Consider the following 20,635-nt stretch of genomic DNA (forward strand, 5'->3'; position numbering starts at 1 on the left):
TTGTTCGCTGTCAGCGTAGCTATCACCATGGAGATATCCACCTCACCCTGGGTACATTGGGAGTATGAGTAATGGATTCGGTTTTTCATTCAACAATGATGACGACGACGAAAACAATCGTAATAACAATCCCTTCGGCTTTAACTTTGGTTCCGGAGCTGGTGGCGGCGGTTTAGGCGACATGCTTAACCAGTTCGGCGCCATGCTTTCTGGCATGGGCAGTTCCATGAATTCCCCGGATGGCTCGGGACCTGTGAATTATGACATGGCAGAGCGCATCGCCCGCCAGCAATTAGGCTCTGAAAAACCTATTAGTGATGAAGACAAGCGCGCGGTCGAAGAGTCCGTGCGTTTGGCAGAACTGTGGATTGATGAGCACACCTCGCTTCCAACTGCATCTGCGTCCACCCAGGCGTGGAATGCGCAGACCTGGCTGAATGAGACCATGCCAATGTGGAAGCGCATGGTTTCTCCTGTCGCGCAGCATATGGCTGATGCCCAATTAGAGTCCCTGCCGGAAGAAGCCCGGGAAATGATGGGCCCGATTGCCAACATGATGACGCAGATGTCAGGCATGAACTTTGGCATGCAGCTCGGCCACGCCCTTGGTGACCTGGCCCGTCAGGCCCTAACAGGCTCGGACTTCGGTCTTCCAGTTGCACCAGCTGGTGTGAACGCTATTTTGCCGCACAATATCCAGTCCATCGCGCGTGATTTGAAGGTGCCAAGCCAGGAAGTCCTGGTCTACATCGCCGCCCGCGAGGCAGCCCGCCAGCGCCTGTTCAAGCATGTTCCATGGTTGGTTGAGCGCCTAGTCTCCTCCGTGGAGGAATACGCCATCGGCCTGGAGATTGACACCTCCCACTTAGAAGAAGCCACCCGCGAGCTCAACTTGGAGTCTGGGGATCCAGAGGCTATTCAGGATGCCATCGGCAAGCTGCAAGGTATGGACCTTAGCCCGCGGATTACCTCCCGCAATGCTGCGGCCGTTACCCGCCTGGAAACCCTGCTGGCGCTGGTTGAAGGCTGGGTTGAATACGTGGTCAATGAGGCTTTGAGCACCCGTATCCCTTCGACTCCTGCGATGGCGCGCGCTTGGCAGAACCGCCGCAACTCCGGTGGCTCTGCTGAAAAGGCATTCGCCAAGGTTGTCGGCATTGAATTCGGCGCCCCGAACGTGGAAGCCGCTGCTGAGCTGTGGCGTCGTTCCACCATCGCTGTTGGTGTGGACAAGCGTGACCACGTGTGGGACCACCCAGACTTCATTCCTTCCGCAGAGCACCTGGAAAACCCTGCTGCCTTCATTGATGGCCTGCTGGATGATGAATCCACCGATGATTTTGATGCTGAGTTTGCCAAGCTGGAAGAAATGCTCCGCAACGGTGAAACCGGTGTCAGCGAAGATGATGAAGCAAAGAAGGCTCAGGATTCTGAGGCTGATTCGAGCTCAGACGCTGAAAATAAGGATGAGAAGGACGACAAGGACGGCGAGTCCGGACCTTCTGATTCCTCCGGCTCTGATGAGAAGTAGTTATTCTGCTTCTGCTGATTCTTCAGCCTGACCAAAGCGCGCGAAGGCTTCTAGATAGCCTTTAGCGCGCTCTGCTTTATGCGCCCTATCTGCCCATTCCCAAAATTCTTTGGAGTGTCCGGGGATGAAGGTGTGCGTGAGTTCGTGAACAATGACCGAATCCAAGACGTAATCCGGCACCTTCTGCAGCCGGTCTGAAATACGAATATCGCCAGTCGCAATGGACGTACTCCCCCAGCGCGTATTTTGATTGCTCACCCAGCGAATAGAACCAACCTGCGCCTTATTGTCTAGGACCTTAGCGTTGAGCTCCTGCGCGCGCTGTTCCAGCTGATCGTCAGAAGTATGCTGGGAAACCGTGCGCTTGGCAACGCGCTGCAGCATGTCCGCGACGGCGTCATCTTCTTCACTCTTGTTCATCCAGCCCGGGATGCGTACTTCTAAAACGCCCGCGTTGAGGCGTGCCGCAACGGTGCGCTTGCGCTTGGCAGAGCGAATGACCTTGACAGGCATGTGAGAAGAATTCGACATGAGTGCCAATAATATCGTGCGTGCTTATTCAAATCATGGCAGACTTATCTTTAAACGGGGGTAAGTCATGATTGATAGAGAAATTGGTGAGCACACCAAGTACGTTCTTGGCCCGGGCATTGGAATCTTTGTCCGCGATGAGACACACATTCAGTTCGGGATGGATGCCACGCGCGCAGGCATCATTGAATCACCCAAGGCACAAACTCTGGTGAAGGTGTTGCGTGATGCGCAGCATGATGAACCGCGCACGCGCTATCAGTGGGAACGGGTTTTTTCATCCACGGGCATGAGCATGCTGGCGGCGCGCAGCTTGTTTCATGACCTGGTGGAGTACGCGATTATTCATCCGCAAAGAAACGAGCCACGCATCGTGGTCTTGGGCGATTCACTGCTGGCGCAATCCATTCGCGCGATGTGTTTGCAACGCGGCCTGGGCGTGCGCTCACCTTTGGATTGGGAAATGTTGCACGTGTATTTATCCACCATGGATCACGGCACCGTGGTGTTAGCCGTTGACCAACTGCACCAAACCCCGGAGGTTGCTTCGGCACTGCACGCTCTTCCGGACTCATGTTCTTGGATGCCGATTTCCATTGTGGATTCGCGCGGCTTCATCGGTCCACTGCGGCTGAAAGGTGAAGGGCCGTGCCCGCTGTGTTTTGAGCTGCACCGCGCGGAGCTCGACCCGCGCTGGGCAGTGATCACTCAGCAGTTGAAAGAACAGCAGATTAACACTGATGAGCAGGTGCTCGCGGCTGTGACCGCGCAAGCAGCTGTCATTATTGATTGGCTGGTGGGCCGGCCGTTTCCGCCCGGCGCGCCAAACAAGCGCTACTACGCCGGGGAGCTAATTGATATTGATATCTACGGCAAGTCCCTGCACCGGTTGGTGGGCTCGCACCAGCAGTGCCCGGCGTGCTTTCACGCTTAAGGGTTCACCGCCACGAGTGCGGACCTAAGAGTGCACGCCGCGGATGACTTCGAGGACTTCGTCGCCGTATTCATCGAGTTTGCGCGGGCCCACCCCGGAGATGGACAGCAACCCGTTCTTATCGGACGGGAGTGCCTCGGATATTGAGAGCAAGGTGGCGTCGGTGAAGACCACGTAGGCGGGTTTGCCAATGTCTTTGGATACCCGTGCGCGCCATTGGCGCAGAGCACTGAAGACTTCTTCATCTGCCAATGATTCGCAGGTCTCATGGCGTCCCAGCACCTTATCGGCCGGCGCGTTCAGGTAGCCCTGGCAGACACGGCAGCGCTTGGGGCGCGAGACACGGGAGCTGTGCGCGGAAGAATCTCCCAGCTCAGGCACCACGCCGTCGAGGAAGCGCGTGCGCTGACGCGAAGCACGAGAACCGGTGGTCTTAGCCAAGGCCCAGGAGCACAGCAGGTGGATGCGCGCGCGGGTAATGCCGACATAGAACAAGCGGCGCTCTTCTTCAATCGCCTCATCATCACCGCGGTCATCTTGAGCCTTGATGGCTTGATTGATGGGCAGCAGCTTTTCAGTCAGGCCAACTAGGAAGACGGCGTCCCATTCCAAGCCCTTCGCTGCGTGCAGCGTAGACAACGTGACACCTTCCATGGTGGGTGCCTGCTTGTTGCTGGCGCGGCGCTGCAGATCCATGATGACACCGGGTAAGTCAATGCCAGGGTTATCACGCACGATGGTGGAAATTAGATCCACCAGGGCACTGAGTGACTGCCAACGTTCGCGGGCTTGTGCACCCTCAGGCTCATTGTCCGATAGACCAATTTCCACAAAAGCGGCCTTGGCAATGGCGACTGGGTCATTCGGCAGATCTGAACGCCGTGCCGCGCGATGAAGTGCCCGGGTTGCTTCCACGATTTCTTGGCGGTGGAAGAAACCATCACCACCGCGAACTTGGTACACGATTCCGGCATCCGCGAGTGCTTCTTCAAAGACCGCTGACTGGAAATTGGTGCGGTACAAAATGGCAATCTCACTTGCCGCAACGCCTTGATTGAGCAGGGTGAGAATCTCACCTGCGACTTCCTTGGCTTCAATCTCTTCAGATTCATAGGCTTGGAACTTCGGCACGGGGCCGGGCTCACGCATGCCCTCCAAGCGCAGGCGCGTACCGGCGGCACGGCCCACGGCCTTTTCAATGACGGTGTTAGCCAGGTCTGTGACCTGTGGCGTGGAGCGGTAGTCGCGTTGCAGTTTCACCACGGTGGCGTTGTCATAGGTACGCGAGAAATCCAGCAAGAAATCTGGTGATGCACCGGTAAATGAGTAAATGGTCTGATTGGCATCACCCACCACGGTTAAATCATCGCGCTCCCCCAACCAGGCGTTTAGCACCCGCTGCTGCAGGGGAGTGACGTCCTGGTACTCATCTACAACGAAGGTGCGGTACTGCTGGCGAAACTCTTCTGCTACCGCTGGTGCATTTTCTAATGCACCAGCCACGTGGATGAGCAGGTCATCAAAGTCCAGCAGCATGCCATCGGGCTGAGACTTGAACTCTTCATAGCGCTGGTAGACCTTCGCCACCTTCTGCGGATCCTTCGGCGCAATACGATCGTGCGCTTTGAGTGCATCGACGTAGCCGTCGGCGGAAATCAGAGAAGACTTCGCCCACTCAATTTCGCTCAAGATATCGCGCACGGTTTCCTTGGTTGGATCCATACCTACGTTGCGTACCGCGCGGGAGACGATAGGAAACTTGTTATCCACCAAACGCCACGGCAGATCCCCTGCTACCTGCGGCCAGAAATACTTCAACTGCCGCAATGCCGCAGCGTGGAAGGTCCGGGCTTGCACGCCCGTGACACCCATGGACATCAAGCGGTCACGCATCTCACCCGCGGCTTTGGAGGTAAACGTCACGGCTAGTACCCGCTGTGGGGACACAAAGCCTTGGTCCACCATGTGCGCAATGCGGTACGTAATGGTGCGGGTCTTACCCGTGCCAGCACCCGCCAAAATACAGACCGGGCCGCGCGGTGCGGTTGCAGCAGCGCGCTGGTCATCATCCAGCGCCTCCAAATCTAACTCAAAGGAACTCACTGCGAATACCACTCCTCTAATAACCTGTGCGCAATTGAACCAGCACCTGGCACATTCAACGTATCAATCTCAGTCTTGTCCACCCACCGGACCTCAACCAATTCTCCATCGCGCGGACCGGGGTGAGCCAAAGACTCTTCTTTTGCCACTGCGCTTAAGCCAATCATCAAAGAACCGGATAAAACCCAGGGCTGAGAACCAAAGTACTTGACGTCCCGGACATCAAAGCCAGTCTCTTCTTTGACCTCCCGGCAAGCAGCTTCTTCCAGGGACTCTCCGATATCCACGTATCCAGCAATCAGGGAAAAATACTGCGGGCGTTTCTTATCCCGCCCCATCAAGATTGCGTCTTTTTCGGGGTGATGCACTCGCGTTATAACCGCTGGGTCCAGGCGCGGAAACAGCATGCCGGGGTGCTGTTCAGGATGGCCCACCACGCCGGTATCAGGGAACTCTAAGCGCTGGCCTGTGACTGCATCAAAGCGGTTGAGGTAGCGGTATTTCATCATGCCGATAGCGCGCGTGATTAGCCTATCGCCGAAAAAGGCGCGCGCGGAAACAAGCGTGCCCAAGCTGCGCGCATGGTCTTCTTCAATCGCACACGCCCACAACTCAGGGTGTTCGCTCACCCGCACCGTCATGTTGTGGGCGGGGTGATCGAGAAGGACTGGTTTCCCGGTGTCATCCACAGGCACCAAGCCCTGTTCAGTAACCGGGACAAACATAGATTATTCGTCCACCAGTTCCGCAGGGTCTTCAGTGTCATGCTTGATATACAGCAAGCGGTCACCTGGTTTTAGTGCCGATGCCCCGGCCGTATCCACACGAATCAGGTCACCGTTGCGCAGCACCGCCAGCACAATATCGGCTAAGTGGCGTGGGTTGGAGCCCACCTCATATTCACGCACGGGGCGCTCCGCAACGGAAAAGCCCTCATTGGGTGAGAGGAGATCTTCCATCATTTCCACCACGGTTGGAGTGACCGTGGCCAGACCCAACAAGCGTCCGGCGGTTTCAGCGGAAGTCACCACAGAATCCGCACCGGACTGCAACAGCAAGTGGCGGTTGGCGGATTCACGCACAGAGGCCACAATCTTTGCGGAAGGAGCAAGCTCACGCACCGCCAAGGTACACAGCACCGCCGTGTCATCGGTGGACGGAGTCACCACGACAGCATTCGCTTGAGGAACGCCGGCGATCTTCAAAACATCTGCTCTGGTGCCCGTCCCGTATATAGTTACTAGACCGTGATGCTCCGCATTGGCCAACGCAGCACGATTTTGGTCAATGACCACAATTTGGGATGGTGAGATGCCATCGGCAAGCAATGCTGCAACAGCGCCGGCACCCTTGGTGCCATAACCAATAACAACGGTGTGGTTACGCAATGTTCTTCTCCAACGTGAAATCTGAAATGTTCGGCGAGCACGGTCCGTCAGAACCGAAAGCGTAGCACCAACCAACAACACCAGGAAGGCCAGACGGGCTGGTGTAATAACCAGCAAGTTCACCAAACGTGCTTCCTGGGTGACCGGCACAATATCGCCATAGCCCACTGTGGTTAATGAGACTGAAGAATAATACGCGGCATCAATCCACGTGAGGTCTTCGCTATAGCCCTCGCGGTCAAAGTACACAAGAAAAGTGACGAAGACCACAAGGGCGAAAGCCCACATAAGGCGTTTACCTAGTTGTCTCCATGGACTTGCCGCCAAGTTACGAGGCACTGTGATGATATCAATCAGCGCGTGATCCGGCTGTGAGGACAATTCCACGGCTGACCGGAATGATTCTGCGATCCGGTTTTTCACCCGTTTAACACGTGCTGGCATGATCTAGAAGGCTACCTTTCCACATAATAGAAGCCGTTAAGACTGATAAGCATATACCTTCTAGTCCGTCACAGTAGACAATAGACGCGCAAGTTCTTCCCCGTCAGGAAGGTTGCGTGGTTCGAAGCTGAAATTATCCGAAACGTAGTGGAAAGCCGCGCGGATGGGCTGACCATCGGCGACGATTCTGCGCCATGCTTCACGGTAGATGGCCAGCTGCAACGCGGCACTTTCCATGTCCTTGCCCTTCGGCGGGCGGCCCGTCTTCCAGTCCACCACAAACCAGGAACCATCTGGTTGCTTGAACACCGCGTCCATGCGGCCGTTAAGAATCTGTCCGCCGGAGCTAAACCGGAATCCTGCCTCCACCGCATGTGGCGTCCGGTTCGCCCACTCGGATTCCAGGAACTTCTCCTTGAGAGCCTCCACATCAGCCACGGGAATCTCGCCGGTGCCGGGAAGTTCATCTTCTTCCAACAAGGCTTCCATGCCAAAGCGGTCTTCCAACCAGGTGTGGAAGGCAGTACCGCGCTTGGCATAAGAGTTCGGTTTAAACGGCACGGGACGCCGGCGCCGGCGCGCGAATTCCTCCGGGTCGGTGTGCAGACTCACCACATCAGAGGCAGTCAGCTCACTCGGCATGGTTACTTCCACCACCGGGGTGGTCAGCGCGCGATGTTCTTCAATCAGTGCTGTGGCATCACTTTCCCACAGTCCGAATTCCTCACCAGATTGGTGCTCCGGCAGGTTCTCCTTCGCGGCGTTGACCAACTGTGCGCCCAACAACGCTGCCGGGGTGGGCTGCAGGAATGGAAACTGGCCCGAATCCGCACTGATATCGGCCGCTTCATCGGCCGGGTCTTCCGGAACATTCCACTCCACCACCAAGTCAGGGAATTTCTCCGCCAGCATTTCCAGGTAAACGTATGGCCCCTTCTTGGAACCATGCCCGGCCTTATGCGCATTTGTACCGCCACCGGTGACGGTCAAAGACTTCTCCGTACGCGTCATCGCGACATAAAACAGGCGCGCCGATTCCTCCGCATTGGCATCCTTGTACTGTCTTTCCAGTGCCTTTGCCGCTTTGCCATAATCGGTGCGGGTAATGGGTTTCTCATCGCCGTTTTTGTCATACTGCGGCTCCGGCTCAATCACGTCATCTTCCGAAGGCACTTGCTCCACCTTGGTGATAAAAGAGTTCGCCTTCGCACCATAGGTCGAAGAATCAGCGTGCAGAACGGACACATGCTCCCATTCCAAGCCTTTGGATTTGTGCACGGTCAGCACCAGCACGCGGTCATCCACGGCTGGGACCTCACCGGGGTCCAGGCCATCTTCATGTTCACGAGCAAGTTCCAGATAATCCAGCAGTCCGCCCAGGGTATCGCCCTGGTAGCTGGCCACGATGTCCGCAAATTTATCCAGGTGGGTGGCACCACCAGCGCGGTCGCGGGCTAAGACCTCAGTGCGCAGGTTGAAGATGGATTCAATATCAGCAAACAGGTCGGGCAAGGATTTGCCCAAGGAATAGCTGCGCAGGTGGCGCAGTTTTGACGCAAGCTTTTCGATGCGCCCGCGGCCTTCCTCGGTATAGCGTTCCGCCTCGCCCATATCCGCCACGGCATCGGCCAATCCCAGAATCTGTTCGGGACGTTTGGTGGTGGCGTTATCTACCTGCTGCTGCAGCTGCGCGCGCAGATGCTCTAGCGGGTCATCGCCTGGGGTATAGACCACGCGTTCATCCGAAGCACCGGTCATGTTTTCTACGCGTTTGTGCAGCGCCACAATGTCGGACATGCCCAGTCCGCACAGCGGGCCGGCCAAAATGCGCAGCGCGGATGCGGAGTCTTGTGGGCGCACCAGCATGGTGGCGATTGCTACCAAGTCTTGGATTTCTGGTTCCCACAACAGCCCGCCCAGACCGACAATTTCAAAGGGAACGCCATGTGCTTCCAAGTGTCGACCAATTTCGGCGGCATGCCGGTTGGTGCGTACCAACACAGCAGCGCTCAGTGGCTCCTTGTTTTCCTGTGTCTGGTCATAGATAGCCCGCATGTGCTGAGCCACAAACTCGCGCTCTAGTTCAAGGGTCTCAAAATAGCCCAGCTTTACATCGCCAGCCTCTGCGCCAGGGCGCGCGCTAAGCCTATCCACCGGACGCGGGTTGGCGCCGGCAAAGATGTCATCTGCCACCACATTCGCCAAATCCAGCACACGGGAAGGGTTACGCCACGACACCGTCAATTGGTCTTGCGGCGCCGCAGTCGTGTCATCCAACGGGAAGTCCCGAATGAAGGCGTTGAGGTTTTCCGTGGTGGCACCGCGCCAGCCATAAATCGCCTGCATCGGGTCACCCACGGCTGTTACTGACAGGTTCGGGTGTGGCGCACCGCCAAACAAACTGCGCAACAACACTCGCTGGGAGTGCGAAGTGTCCTGGTATTCATCCAGCATGACCACGCGGTAGCGCTGGCGCTGAATCGTACCAATGCCCGGATTGGCATCCGCCACGCGCGCAGCAAAAGACATCTGTTCACCAAAGCTGACCACGCCCTGCGCATGCTGCTCGGCTTGAACGGCGGCAACCAGCTCTAAGTACTCCACGCGAATCTGCTGCACATCTAGGATCTTCTGCAGCTCCTGTGAGAACTCCGGGCCAGACTTGCGTGCCTTCGGCAGCTCCGTTGCATCGCTGAGCATCACCCGGGCATGCTCACGAATATCATCAGCATCCATGAGCACATTGCCCATGCTGTCGGCGAGTTTCAGCACCGTTTGCGCGACCGTTGCCACCGAAGTCTTCGTGGTCATCGCGCCCTCATAATTGCTCACAATCTCATGCGCAATGGCGAAACGCTCCGCATCCGTAATCAATCGTGCGCTCGGCTCCACGGGCAGGTAAAGGCCATATTCGCGCACTAGCTCTCCGGCGAATGAGTCATAGGTGGATACCTTCGGCGCGATGGATTCCAGTGACTTCGCCACTTCACTGCCTGGGGCAAACAATCCCGTATCCCGCAGCTGGATCAATGACTTTCTAATGCGCTGCTCCAGCTGCTGCGCTGCCTTGCGGGTAAAGGTCAGACCCAGCACCTGCTCGGGGCGCACTAGACCGTTGGCTACCAAAGACACCACGCGGGATGCCATGGTTTCAGTCTTTCCGGCACCCGCGCCGGCTGTCACCAGCTTTGGCCCCAAGCCGCCTTCGATGACCTTGGCCTGTTCGGCGGTGGGCGCAAACTTCTTGCCTACTGCCGCCGCAATATCAGCGGGAGAAAAATTAGGCGTTGACATCCGTGGTCACCTTTCCTTCGGCCTGCACCGGGCAAATGGGTTTAAGCGGGCAGCGGTCACATTCCGGGCTAATTCGCGCCGTCACCCGCGGGCCAGCCAACTCATCGAGCAGTGGCGGCAAGAGTGCCGCGAATTCGGCGAGCTCTTCGTCTCCCTTGCGAGCCTGGTCCGCGGTACCAATCTTCTTGGTGTCGGTTCCCGGATAAACCAAAGTCGCTCCATCGCGTTCTTCGCCCTGCGAAGAGCTGACAACCTTGGTCAACCCACCTTCTTGCTGCAACTCACCATGGGCCAAGACCAGCTGGTACGCCATCAGCTGTGGGTGCGCCGAAGTCTCTTCATCCGAAGGCTTCGAAGAGCCCGTCTTCAGGTCAATAACGCGCAGACCGCCTTCTTCACCACCCTCTCCGACAGCGCGCTCCAGGCGGTCCATGTAGCCGGTAATGCGCACACCTGGTTCGGATTCCACATCCACGCGGACTTCTACATCCACTAATTCCAGCCTGCCACGGGTTTCTTGAATCCACTGATTCGTGCGCACCAAAAGCTGTTCAAACTCATCGCGTTCTTGCGCACGCTTCCAGGTTGGAGAAGTTTGAATCTTCTCAAAAGCCTCTACCGTTTCCCGGCGCGCTAGTTCTTCATCAGCACCGCGGCCGAGTGCCTCCATGTAGGCGTGGGCGAGGTTGCCGCGCACCAGGTGGTATTTGTCGCTGTTGTTGTCAGCGGTGTCTTTCAACATCGCATTCAACGGGCACTTCAAAAGTGCTTCAATGCGTGAGGGGCTCAACCGCGGCTTGTTGTTCAGCGGGCGTTCTTCTGCCACTGTCTGAGTTGCCCACCACTGCTCTGGGTCAGCACCTGGCACCCCGGCCTCCGCCAGGCGTACGAGCTGGCGCGCGGCCTGTGCGCGTGCGCTCTCAGTTGCCTCGCCATCTCCCACCACGGTGCGCATCTGCGCGATGAAAGAGGATACAGACAGCACCGACACCTGCAGCGGGTCAATTTCTTTGTCAGATTCCTGCAATTCCACCGTCGCCGGTGGCTCCAGGCCCATCTCGCGGGCCAGGAGCTGCTTGCGAAATGTCTCCTGCCGCGCCAAGCGCTGCAGCTGTTCCGGGATATTTCGATGGCTGCCTGGACGGTTGGCAAACTCATCAATAAAGCGTGAAGGCTCTGCTACTTCATCACCATCGGGATTATCCACTGCTACCAGCAACATGCGGGAGGTATGGCGCGTGGTGGCCACATGAAACAGGCGGCGTTCTTCCTGCAGGCGGTCTGCAATGTTGTTGACTGGGATGTTCGGGTCAATGCCCAAGTCCACGAGGTCAATGAGTTCTTCTTGGGCAAAGATGGTGCCAGTCTCTCCCAGCGCGGGCCATGCACCTTCTTGCGCGCCGACTACCGCTACAGTGTCGAATTCGCGTCCCACGGCACCATGCGCGGTCAGAATGCTAACAGCATCAGGCACTGCGGTGCGCCTATCGCGAACCCCGGTCGGGAGCACCTGCTCCGTGATGTGTTCAATAAACGCTGCCAGATCCGCACCGGGGCGACGCTCTGAATAGTCACCGGCAGCGTCAAATAAACTCATCATGGCATCCAGATCACGGTCTGCTTGGGAACCAGTCGCACCACCGCGCAAGGATGAATTGCGCAGCCGATTAGCAAGCTCCGTCTTGGACCAAATTGCCCACAGTACTTCCTCCGGTGAACCACCCTGGTTGAGTACTTCCCGGCCGCTGCTGAGAATGCCGATGATGCGCTCTAGCGTGCTCTTCTCATAGTTGTTGAGCACCTCGAGCAGTGATTCTTCAATGGTTTCTGTTTCTAGAATCTCACGCAGCATATCCATGCCGCGCGCCTCTGGGTTCCAACGGCGTAGTGCACGTATCAAGCGGCGCAATCCCACTGGGTCTGCACCTCCAATGGGGCCGGTGAGCAACTCTTCCAGTTCCTTATTTGCCAGCGGGTTTTCCAGCGCTTGGATAGCCAGCAAGATAGCTGCCACCAGGCGCTGTTCTGATAACACCACGTCCGTTGGGTTGATATGCACGGGCACTCCCGCGGCAAGCAGAGTGCGGCGTATCGGACCTAAGTCACCGGAAGAGCGAACAATACACGCGATGTCCTTCCAGGCCACGCCATCATCCAAGTGGCGGCGGCGTACAAAGTCCGCGAGCACATCACGCTGCGTGCGCTCCGAATCCACAATCGCCACACCTGCTGGTTCCGGGCGGCGGCGTGAGGAAGAAAGTTCAATGCGATGATCCGCTGGGAAAGTCTCTAAGAAATCTGTTGTCGCACCACGGAAAGCAAACACTGCTTGCTCAGCGTCACCGCCGATGACCACCAGCTTCGCCGTGGCGGCGAGCCTGCGGATGAGCTCACCCGAGGTTGGATCCAGCAGCTGTGCTTCATCCACCACGATGGTCTCCCACGGATGATTATCTGTCAGGTGCTCACGCAAGAGCACTTGGGTGACAAGTTCTGCTGCAGAATAAGAATGCAGGTTAGACAACGCCATGACTTGCTCATACTCACGCAGGAAATACCCAGCGGAGCTCCACATCGGCTGCGAGTATTGCTGGCCGAGGGCAATGAGTGAATCTGGGGTTTGCTGGCGTTCAATCGCGCGCAAAAGGAAGTCGCGCAGTTGGCGTGCAAAGCCAATGTAGCCCAACGCCGGGCGGATATCGGCTGGCCACTGCCCAGCACCTGTCTCAACGTGGCCTTTGAGAAGTTCACGGATAACCGCGTCTTGTTCCGCACCTGTAATCAGGCGGATTTCCTCAGTGCTATCTGAGCGCAAGAGCGCAAAAGCCAAAGAGTGTACCGAGCGCACGATGGCGGATTCCGAAACAAAGTCCTGGCCGTTGTGTGCGGCCAATCGAGTGGTGATGTCTTCACCCAAACGCGAGCCGGACTCTTTCGAGGCCGCTACCACCAAAATGCTGTCTGGGTCTTGGCCTTGAGCAATCTGGTTTATGACTGTGTCTGCGAGAAAGCTTGTTAGCCCTGTTCCCGCGTTGCCGGTGACCACATAGGATCCCTTGGTTGGGAACGGAATATCCCAGGTCCGCGGCGTGATGTCCACATCACGCGGAATCAGTCGCGTTAGGGGGTTGGTGGTTGGCTCAACACTCATGAACCCATTGTCGCATTGACACGGGACAACAGATATTCTTCCACCCTTTCAATGTGTGAACGGGTGTACGATTTCGATTCCGGATGCAGGTTATTCACGTGCCGGCGATATGCCACAGCACGCAGAAGAAGCTGGTCAATACCGGGGACATGGGCGAAACGGTCGCAGATGCCGTCATCACATGCACCCGCAATTAGCCCGTCAATGATTACCAGCGCCGCCGAGTAGCCCTTCGGACGCAGTGCAGCAGTTGGAATAACATCCACAATCACCGGTGCATTCGAGCCCGAGTAGATGGTGGTGGCCAGCAAATCCGCATGGCCAATAACCGTGGCAAGGTTCTTCGGCAGGTCCTGATAGCCCTCACCCGTTTCTTCCCAGGCGAGCATTTCCGCGCGCGAGAAAACATCATCACGCTGCGGAGCCGAATCACCCCGGGTGCCCATTTCTTCATCCCAGCGAAGAGCCAACGCCGCAGTCTCATCAACACGCTTGCTCAACGAGCCCGCGACATGGCGATTCGCTTTCCAGCCGCCGACCACAAAACGGCCATCCGTCGAGCGCATCGGGCGCACAACGCGTGCGCCCGGGATGTCTAACTTCAAACGCAGCTTCGCTGACCACGGTGCCATATCGGTTGCGCGAGCGAAAACCACATCGTCCACGCGCCACCCATAATCCCAGGCCGAAGACATCTTTTCCGGCTGGGTCATGCTGGCATTAAACGCGCTTAAAACCTGTTCGGACGGCTGTGGTGAAGCAATCTGTGGCATGGACTCTCCTGCCTAGTTAGCTTGTGGGTAAGGCCAAGGGTTCGGGTTACACGTGACATCCTCATCCGGGTAAACCTCTTCCGGGGACATCTCATGCAACTGAGCATTGTTCAGCGACAAGGTCTGCTGCATCATCACTGGTGCGAGCTGGTCGTCACCGCCGCATGCTTGGTGGTCGGCATAACCAATGGCATGGCCAAACTCATGGTTGATCAAATACTGGCGGTAATTGCCCAAATCGCCTTCAAAAGGAACGGCACCGCGTACCCACCGTGCTTCATTGAGCAACACCGTGGATTCACCAGTAATGCGGGTATGGCAGGAAGTTTCCATCGCCAACTCTGCACCGCAGAGTTCGGCCGCTGTTGACAGTGAGGTCAACTGAATACGCGTATCCGGGTTGGAATCTGCTGGTACGTGCACAAACTTAAAGCGGTCATCTTCAGTCCACCCGCGTGGGTCCGCCAGTGTTGCGTCCACCATCGTGGCAAACGCCGTGTCCCCACCATAAGGAATGGTGTTGATACCGTTTTCTACTTCAATGGAGTAGCGAATGATGATTTCGTTGCCCTCGCCCACGTCCTGGCCTGGGGTGCCAACCGGACGGAATGTGCCATTGCCGCCTTCAGAATAAGCGCCGCCAGCTGGAAGATTATCTGTCACCGCAGCCATCGCCGCGCTGACTTCTGCTGGGTCAGGGCCTGTTGCCTCGGGGTCTTCTTCTCCCGTGGTGGCCTGTTGTGACGTGGTCACTGGAACATCGGAAAGCTCTGGCTCTGAACCATCAACTGGTTTAGCAATCAGAATGTCTACCAAAACCCACACTGTGATCACCGCCAGAATTGGGATGGCGACAACCCGCCACCATCCAAATTCCTCGGCGAAGCGCACAATATGGCGCACAATAGGGTTAGATTCTAGACGCTCGGGCGCGTGGTCAGAGTTCTGCCTAGAAGAATCCATGTGCCTTAGATTACCGGGATTTTATACTCCGGCGAAACCAACCTGGTGCTGGCTGGAACTACCCAGTTCAACGTATACGACACGCTCGGTGCGAACGATGAACTTCTTGCCCTTTTCATCCTCCAACTCCACGTTGGTGTTATTAGCCAGTGCATCATTGACGCGCTGCAGGTGCTCATCCTGATCACCAGCTACCCGAATGACAAGCTCACGAGGGGTATCTGCAAAACCAAACTTAATATCCACGAAATATTCTCCTAACTTTTTCACTTACTAGCCCCACTATAACCCCGACAGTTAGTATCTAGGTGTGTCAATTAACAATACGTCTTCACCGACCTTCGCCGCCATGGGTGTTGCAGCAGAGATCTGCGATGCACTTGCAGCCCGGGACATCAACCATACTTTTGCCATCCAAGAACTCACGTTGCCGATTGCGCTAAACGGCACCGATCTCATCGGCCAAGCGCGCACCGGCATGGGCAAAACCTACGGCTTTGGCGTCCCATTATTGGACCGCGTTTTTGACGCTGCCGACGTCCCTGAGCTGGACGGAACCCCGCGCGCGCTGGTCGTTGTCCCCACCCGCGAACTAGCGGTGCAGGTGGCTAGTGATCTGTCGATTGCAGCTGCTCAAATCCCGGTCCGGATAACCACCATTTTGGGCGGGCGGGATTTCGATGCGCAGAAGCAAGCTTTGCGCAGTGGTGTGGACGTTGTTGTGGGTACTCCAGGCCGACTACTTGATCTCTATCAGCGCAAAGATTTGCGTCTGGATAAGGTCTCCGTGTTGGTCTTGGATGAAGCCGATGAAATGTTGGATCTGGGTTTCTTGCCCGATATTGAAAAGATTCTGGCGGCACTCGAGGACAGCCCGCATCAGACCATGCTGTTTTCGGCCACCATGCCGGGTGCGATTGTGCGCTTGGCGCGCTCCTTTATGAAACAGCCCGTGCATATTCGCGCTGATGCTGAGTCTTCGGCGCACACGCACGCGTCCACCCGCCAGGTTGTTTTCCAGGCGCACCGCATGGACAAGCTGCCGGTGCTCTCCCGCATCCTGCAGATTCCCGAACGCGAGCGCACCATTGTGTTTACTCGCACTAAGCGCACCGCGGCGCAGGTTGCGCAAGAATTAGCTGACCTTGGTTTCACCGTTGGCGCAGTCCATGGCGATTTGCACCAGCAGGCCCGTGAACGCGCCTTAAGTGGTTTCCGCGACGGCAAAGTGCCAATTTTGGTGGCCACCGATGTTGCAGCGCGCGGCATTGACATTGATGATGTCACCCACGTGATCAACTACCAAGTCCCCGATGATGCGATGACCTATGTGCACCGCATTGGCCGCACCGGCCGTGCCGGCAACTCCGGCACCGCAATCACGCTGGTGGGCTACGATGAGCTTGTGAAATGGCAAGGTATTAACTCCGAGCTGGGCCTTGAGCAGCCTGAGCCACCGCAGTGGTTTAGCACGTCCCCGGAGTTCCTCGAAGCACTCGATATTCCAGCGGATGCCAAAGACTCAGTCGGGCCGGCACGCAAGGTTGCCGGTGATGGCGGTGGTGGTGGTCGCCGCCGATGAACGTTCCAGTTTTACGCCGCACCAAAGCTGACTGGCTTGCGGTGGGTGCCATCACGGCTATCGCCGCTGTTGCACTCGGATTCAGCGTTGCAACGTCAGATATTTCGCACGCCTCTCTGCAGCGGGAAAACACCCCTGGTGCTGAGCATCAGGCAAGCTATCTGGAAGCAGCGCCGGAAGCCTTAACCGAAGCATTCCGATTGCCTAATGAGTCCGTCGCGGGGCAGTTTCGTCCCATCGCCAGCCGGGGCTTGGTCATGAGCAATGATGACCACACGGTCACTGCCACCAACCCGGATGGTTCCACCGCGTGGACCTACACCCGTGACAATGTTGAGATTTGTTCCATGGGCACTGCCTGGGACCGCGTGGTTGTCACTTATCGCAATGGCCGTGGTTGCGGCGATGTGGTGTCTATTGATGCCGCCACGGGCATGTATGCCGATACCCGCAGCGCGAATAACTCAGATACTGTCCACGCGATTTACTCCAATGACCGCATTGGCACCGTCAGCTCCGACCGGGTTGATTTGTGGCGCTCTGATTTAGTGCGCACCGTCGAATACGGTGATGTTGAGGCCAAACAAGAACCTGACTTGCAGCCCAATGAGTCCTGCACTATTAACTCTGCGTTGACGCGTACGGAATTGCTCGTGGTTTCTGAAACCTGCCCGTCGGCACAGGGAACGAATTTCTTACGCTTCCAAAACACCACCCCGGAAGATTCGCGTGAGCCTGAAATCTCCCAGGATGTATCCGTCACCGGTGATGGAATTCGTTTGGTTGCAGTCGGCCAATCCGCTGCCGCTGTGTACGTGCCGGGTGAGACGCCAGCCGTCATTTCCTATGACGACAACGGCAATGAGACCTCCCGCACGGATGTTGCGCCTTCGCAGGCAATCAATGACTCCGCTTCCCCCTTCGCGCCGGCCACTGCCGATTTGCCGCACCACATGACGTGGTTTGATGGCGAAAGGCTCTACCTGTTCACTCCCACCGCTCTGCGCGTAGACCACGTGTTGGAACAAGCTATCGGCACCGGCGTTTCAGCAGGCGACCGCGCGCTGATTCCTACCCGCGAGGGCATTGACGTGGTCAACTGGACCACGGGTGAAACCGAGCGCACCATCCCCGTGGACCGGGGCGGGTACAATGGTGAGGTGTACTTGGGTGTCGCCGATGGCAACATCGTCGAGTCGCGCGACGGCGAATTGGTGGCTTTAACTAGTAGTTAAGCGCGAACCATTCGTTGGAGGTCTTGACCATAAAGATGAGGAACAAGGTCAACAAGGTTGAGATGAGGGTGACAATGCCCAACAGCACGGATCCGCCGGTCATCATTTGAAACGAGCTGGCGGCCAAAATGAACTGCACCAGCACGATCGCGCCGCGCCCCCACCGCCAGCCGCGAATCATCGCCCAGGATGAGGCGATCACAAAACCAAAGATGATGAAGATAAAGATCGCGGTACCAGTACCGACGTGGGACGCGGTGCTTGTCGATGTCACCATCGATTCATTTTCTGCCCCCGACAAGTCACGCACCAGCAATAAGACTCCGAATACGATGGCCGCAATGGATTGCAGCGTCGCCAGAAGTGCAGCGTAAATAACTGATGGTGGCGGTTTTGGACCCGATTTCACTTGTTTCTCATTCTTTTGGCTCACGCGGGACATCATACTTTGGAATGTTCGGCCATGGTTAACCGCCGCCCACCCCTTCCCCACATGCGATTTGACGTAGTAAGTTCGACCACACTCAAGCACCTCAACAAAAAGGTGCAGGTTATCAATGGTTTGGCCAAACTTAGCCAACCCTAACCTGCTTAAAATTCTTAAGTCACCAGCGGCAATCGGGGTTAGCTTGGTCACAATTTGACGTTTACCTCTAGCCAACTGTAGGGAAACATGCGATTATTTCCAAGTAGCAAAAACAACGAGCTGTTTAATCAGTTCTTAACTTCAGGAAAGCTTGAAGTTAACGCCAGGCAAACCACACGGCGCAGCGACGCGAACGGGCCAAGAGCCTGATTCCCACTGACTCGCCACAGCCTGGCACAACCCACGAACACCCTCATGCGTTGCATCTATGCAACGTTTGAAAACGCTGTCTTTCATTATCTAGTTAGGAGAATAAATCATGGATTGGCGCCACGAAGCAGTATGCCGAGATGAAGACCCAGAGCTGTTCTTCCCAGTAGGAAACTCTGGCCCTGCACTCACCCAGATCGCAAAAGCAAAGCTTGTCTGCAACCGTTGCCCTGTTGCAACTCAGTGCCTGAAGTGGGCTCTGGAATCCGGCCAGGATGCTGGCGTATGGGGCGGGCTCTCTGAAGAAGAGCGTCGCGCACTCAAGCGTCGCCGCAACCGCGGTCGCGGTCGCACCCGTATCTCTGCTTAAGAGATACCCACCCCGATTTATGTTCTGGCGTTCTTTGCCGCTAAAGTAAGCAGAAGTTCATTTACCTTCAATAAAAGGAGTATGCGATGAGCAAGCGTGGTCGTAAGCGTAAGGATCGCCGCAAGAAGTCCGCTAACCGCGGCAAGCGTCCTAACTCATAAGACAAGCACCGAACACCCCGTCACCTTTCACAAGGCGACGGGGTGTTCGGCATTCTGTGGACAGACTAACGTCTTGGTTGATAAATACCGGGTTAAGTAAAGAAAAGTGTGTCTGTCGGTGTGTTGCCGGCGGACATTGTGTTATCTACCTAGCCATCCTTTCTGTATTCCCATAGAGTGCTGGTAGGTGGTATCGATTGCGGTGTCGTATCCGCTTGGGCCACCGATTTCTGGTGGTGTGGGTGATTCCGCTTCGAGTAAGGCGTTGACTTTGGCGAGTGCGTCTTTACCCCAGCGTTGCTGCCTGGCGGTCTTTACGGGCTCGGCAGGCAGCTGCGTTTTTGATGCGAGCCACCAATCGATGGCGGTGCGTTGGTGTTCTTTGCTCATTCCGCGGTGGTTTCTGGCGAGGAGTTTGAGCGGTGAGTTGATGCCACCTTCAAGGCTGTTGGTGGTGGATTTTGGTGTTCCAATGAATCCTTCGGGTGGTTCTATCCAGGTAAATAGCCATTTTTTGCTGTTGAGGTTGTTTAGCGAATTCATGGCTGTGCGGTCTCGTTTGTGTGTCCAGTCCCAGGTTTTCCCGCTGGGGTGTTGACCGCGTTTATAAAAGGTTTTCTTAGCGAGTGTGGGTTTGTAAAACTCGTGGGTGGCCAGCAGGTTTGTAGTCCATTGGTAGGCGTCGTCGGGGGTTTCTACTTTGGTCAGCGACAGGGCTAGTGCGTAGATGGCTTTGCCTGCTTCTGTGCGTGGCCTGGAGGTGGTTTGGCGTCTGATATGGCGTTGAACGTGGACGGTGCAGCGTTGAATGTGGCTGGTGGGCCAGCATTTTTTGATTGCTGATAAGGCTCCGGTCCCGCCGTCGAGGGTGATGATCAGTGGGGGCTGTAGTTGGGAGATGAGTTTGATGTAGTTGGTGGTGGATTCTTTATCGCACCACAGCCATGCGACGACGTGGTCGAGGCTTGCGGCGATGAGCAGGCACTGTTTGTTGAGGTAGGTGCCGTCGATAAATAGCTGGTCATAGACCCTATTGTGGTCGATTTCTACGTTAGGTTGTATCAGCCAGCACCATTTCATGCGTGCGTGCAGGGTTTGGCGGGTGGTGTTGTGTTCTTGTGCGAGGCTGTTGAGGGAACGACCCGTGGTGATCCAGGTGTAGAACAGTCGGAAGGTTGCGGCGTCTTTGCTGGCTTGTTGGCTGTTTCTTACTGAGGATCCGCGGCAGCCTTGTGTGCATCGCCAGCGTTGGGTGCCGGCTTGTGTGTATCCGTTTTTCTTCATTAGCCCTGTACAGATGGGGCATCTTGGTCTGTTTGTACTCACCGGAAAATCAAACCAGAACCGGTTAGCACACTTTTCACGGGATCTCGGTATTG

The 20,635-nt window shown here is 56.4% G+C and carries 17 protein-coding genes; 6 read left to right on the top strand and 11 right to left on the bottom strand.

Annotated elements, in window-relative coordinates; translation table 11 throughout:
• The first annotated feature begins 64 nt into the window (after positions 1 to 64).
• Positions 65 to 1,531 (top strand): zinc-dependent metalloprotease, encoded by a 1,467-nt coding sequence (locus CCASEI_RS10580; protein WP_006822017.1) that lies wholly within the window; start codon positions 65 to 67, stop codon positions 1,529 to 1,531.
• On the opposite strand, the gene CCASEI_RS10585 is transcribed toward CCASEI_RS10580, so the two are convergent.
• Positions 1,532 to 2,062, bottom strand: a complete 531-nt coding sequence (locus tag CCASEI_RS10585) for a M48 metallopeptidase family protein (RefSeq protein WP_006822016.1) — start codon at positions 2,060 to 2,062, stop codon at positions 1,532 to 1,534.
• Between the two features lie 67 nt (positions 2,063 to 2,129).
• On the opposite strand from CCASEI_RS10585, the gene CCASEI_RS10590 reads away from it, so the two are divergent.
• A complete protein-coding gene (locus CCASEI_RS10590; RefSeq protein WP_006822015.1) occupies positions 2,130 to 2,996 on the top strand; it encodes a hypothetical protein in 867 nt (288 codons plus the stop codon).
• 24 nt (positions 2,997 to 3,020) lie between these two features.
• On the opposite strand, the gene CCASEI_RS10595 is transcribed toward CCASEI_RS10590, so the two are convergent.
• The 8 genes from CCASEI_RS10595 to CCASEI_RS10630 are packed head-to-tail and all read right to left on the bottom strand — an operon-like array spanning position 3,021 to position 15,358.
• Positions 3,021 to 5,099: an ATP-dependent DNA helicase UvrD2 gene (locus CCASEI_RS10595; RefSeq protein WP_025387965.1), complete on the bottom strand. Its 2,079-nt coding sequence runs from the start codon at positions 5,097 to 5,099 to the stop codon at positions 3,021 to 3,023.
• Positions 5,096 to 5,824: an NAD(+) diphosphatase gene (locus CCASEI_RS10600; RefSeq protein WP_025387966.1), complete on the bottom strand. Its 729-nt coding sequence runs from the start codon at positions 5,822 to 5,824 to the stop codon at positions 5,096 to 5,098. Before CCASEI_RS10600 ends, CCASEI_RS10595 begins: the two co-directional genes overlap by 4 nt.
• A gap of 3 nt (positions 5,825 to 5,827) precedes the next feature.
• Positions 5,828 to 6,931 (bottom strand): potassium channel family protein, encoded by a 1,104-nt coding sequence (locus CCASEI_RS10605; protein ID WP_006822012.1) that lies wholly within the window; start codon positions 6,929 to 6,931, stop codon positions 5,828 to 5,830.
• 60 nt (positions 6,932 to 6,991) lie between these two features.
• Positions 6,992 to 10,225, bottom strand: coding sequence for an ATP-dependent helicase (locus CCASEI_RS10610; RefSeq protein ID WP_006822011.1), 3,234 nt, complete (start codon positions 10,223 to 10,225; stop codon positions 6,992 to 6,994).
• The gene (locus CCASEI_RS10615; protein WP_025387967.1) at positions 10,212 to 13,376 is read right to left on the bottom strand and encodes an ATP-dependent DNA helicase; all 3,165 of its coding nucleotides are present in this window, start codon (positions 13,374 to 13,376) and stop codon (positions 10,212 to 10,214) included. The genes CCASEI_RS10610 and CCASEI_RS10615 overlap by 14 nt, the downstream gene beginning before the upstream one ends.
• Positions 13,373 to 14,149: a hypothetical protein gene (locus CCASEI_RS10620; protein ID WP_038574673.1), complete on the bottom strand. Its 777-nt coding sequence runs from the start codon at positions 14,147 to 14,149 to the stop codon at positions 13,373 to 13,375. Before CCASEI_RS10620 ends, CCASEI_RS10615 begins: the two co-directional genes overlap by 4 nt.
• 12 nt (positions 14,150 to 14,161) lie before the next feature.
• Entirely contained in the window at positions 14,162 to 15,112 is a 951-nt protein-coding gene (locus CCASEI_RS10625) for a DUF3152 domain-containing protein (RefSeq protein ID WP_006822008.1), read from the bottom strand.
• A gap of 21 nt (positions 15,113 to 15,133) precedes the next feature.
• The gene (locus CCASEI_RS10630) at positions 15,134 to 15,358 is read right to left on the bottom strand and encodes a DUF3107 domain-containing protein (RefSeq protein WP_006822007.1); all 225 of its coding nucleotides are present in this window, start codon (positions 15,356 to 15,358) and stop codon (positions 15,134 to 15,136) included.
• A gap of 103 nt (positions 15,359 to 15,461) precedes the next feature.
• On the opposite strand from CCASEI_RS10630, the gene CCASEI_RS10635 reads away from it, so the two are divergent.
• Positions 15,462 to 16,694: a DEAD/DEAH box helicase gene (locus CCASEI_RS10635; protein WP_006822006.1), complete on the top strand. Its 1,233-nt coding sequence runs from the start codon at positions 15,462 to 15,464 to the stop codon at positions 16,692 to 16,694.
• Positions 16,691 to 17,929 (top strand): Rv3212 family protein, encoded by a 1,239-nt coding sequence (locus CCASEI_RS10640; protein WP_025387969.1) that lies wholly within the window; start codon positions 16,691 to 16,693, stop codon positions 17,927 to 17,929. The genes CCASEI_RS10635 and CCASEI_RS10640 overlap by 4 nt, the downstream gene beginning before the upstream one ends.
• Here CCASEI_RS10640 and CCASEI_RS10645 read toward each other — a convergent pair.
• Positions 17,919 to 18,371, bottom strand: a complete 453-nt coding sequence (locus CCASEI_RS10645; RefSeq protein WP_035094455.1) for a hypothetical protein — start codon at positions 18,369 to 18,371, stop codon at positions 17,919 to 17,921. The two genes, CCASEI_RS10640 and CCASEI_RS10645, sit on opposite strands and share 11 nt — an antisense overlap.
• A 463-nt stretch (positions 18,372 to 18,834) precedes the next feature.
• Between CCASEI_RS10645 and CCASEI_RS10650 the strand changes: the two genes are divergently transcribed.
• Together CCASEI_RS10650 and CCASEI_RS15725 are read left to right on the top strand one after the other, a co-directional pair.
• Positions 18,835 to 19,095: a WhiB family transcriptional regulator gene (locus CCASEI_RS10650; protein ID WP_006822003.1), complete on the top strand. Its 261-nt coding sequence runs from the start codon at positions 18,835 to 18,837 to the stop codon at positions 19,093 to 19,095.
• An 86-nt stretch (positions 19,096 to 19,181) separates the two neighbouring features.
• Positions 19,182 to 19,256 (top strand): 50S ribosomal protein bL37, encoded by a 75-nt coding sequence (locus CCASEI_RS15725; RefSeq protein WP_095066802.1) that lies wholly within the window; start codon positions 19,182 to 19,184, stop codon positions 19,254 to 19,256.
• A gap of 141 nt (positions 19,257 to 19,397) precedes the next feature.
• Here CCASEI_RS15725 and CCASEI_RS10655 read toward each other — a convergent pair whose 3' ends face one another.
• A complete protein-coding gene (locus CCASEI_RS10655) occupies positions 19,398 to 20,582 on the bottom strand; it encodes an IS1249 family transposase (protein WP_025387088.1) in 1,185 nt (394 codons plus the stop codon).
• Positions 20,583 to 20,635 lie beyond the last annotated feature (53 nt).

It is taken from the genome of Corynebacterium casei LMG S-19264, from assembly GCF_000550785.1.
Lineage (GTDB): Bacteria > Actinomycetota > Actinomycetes > Mycobacteriales > Mycobacteriaceae > Corynebacterium > Corynebacterium casei.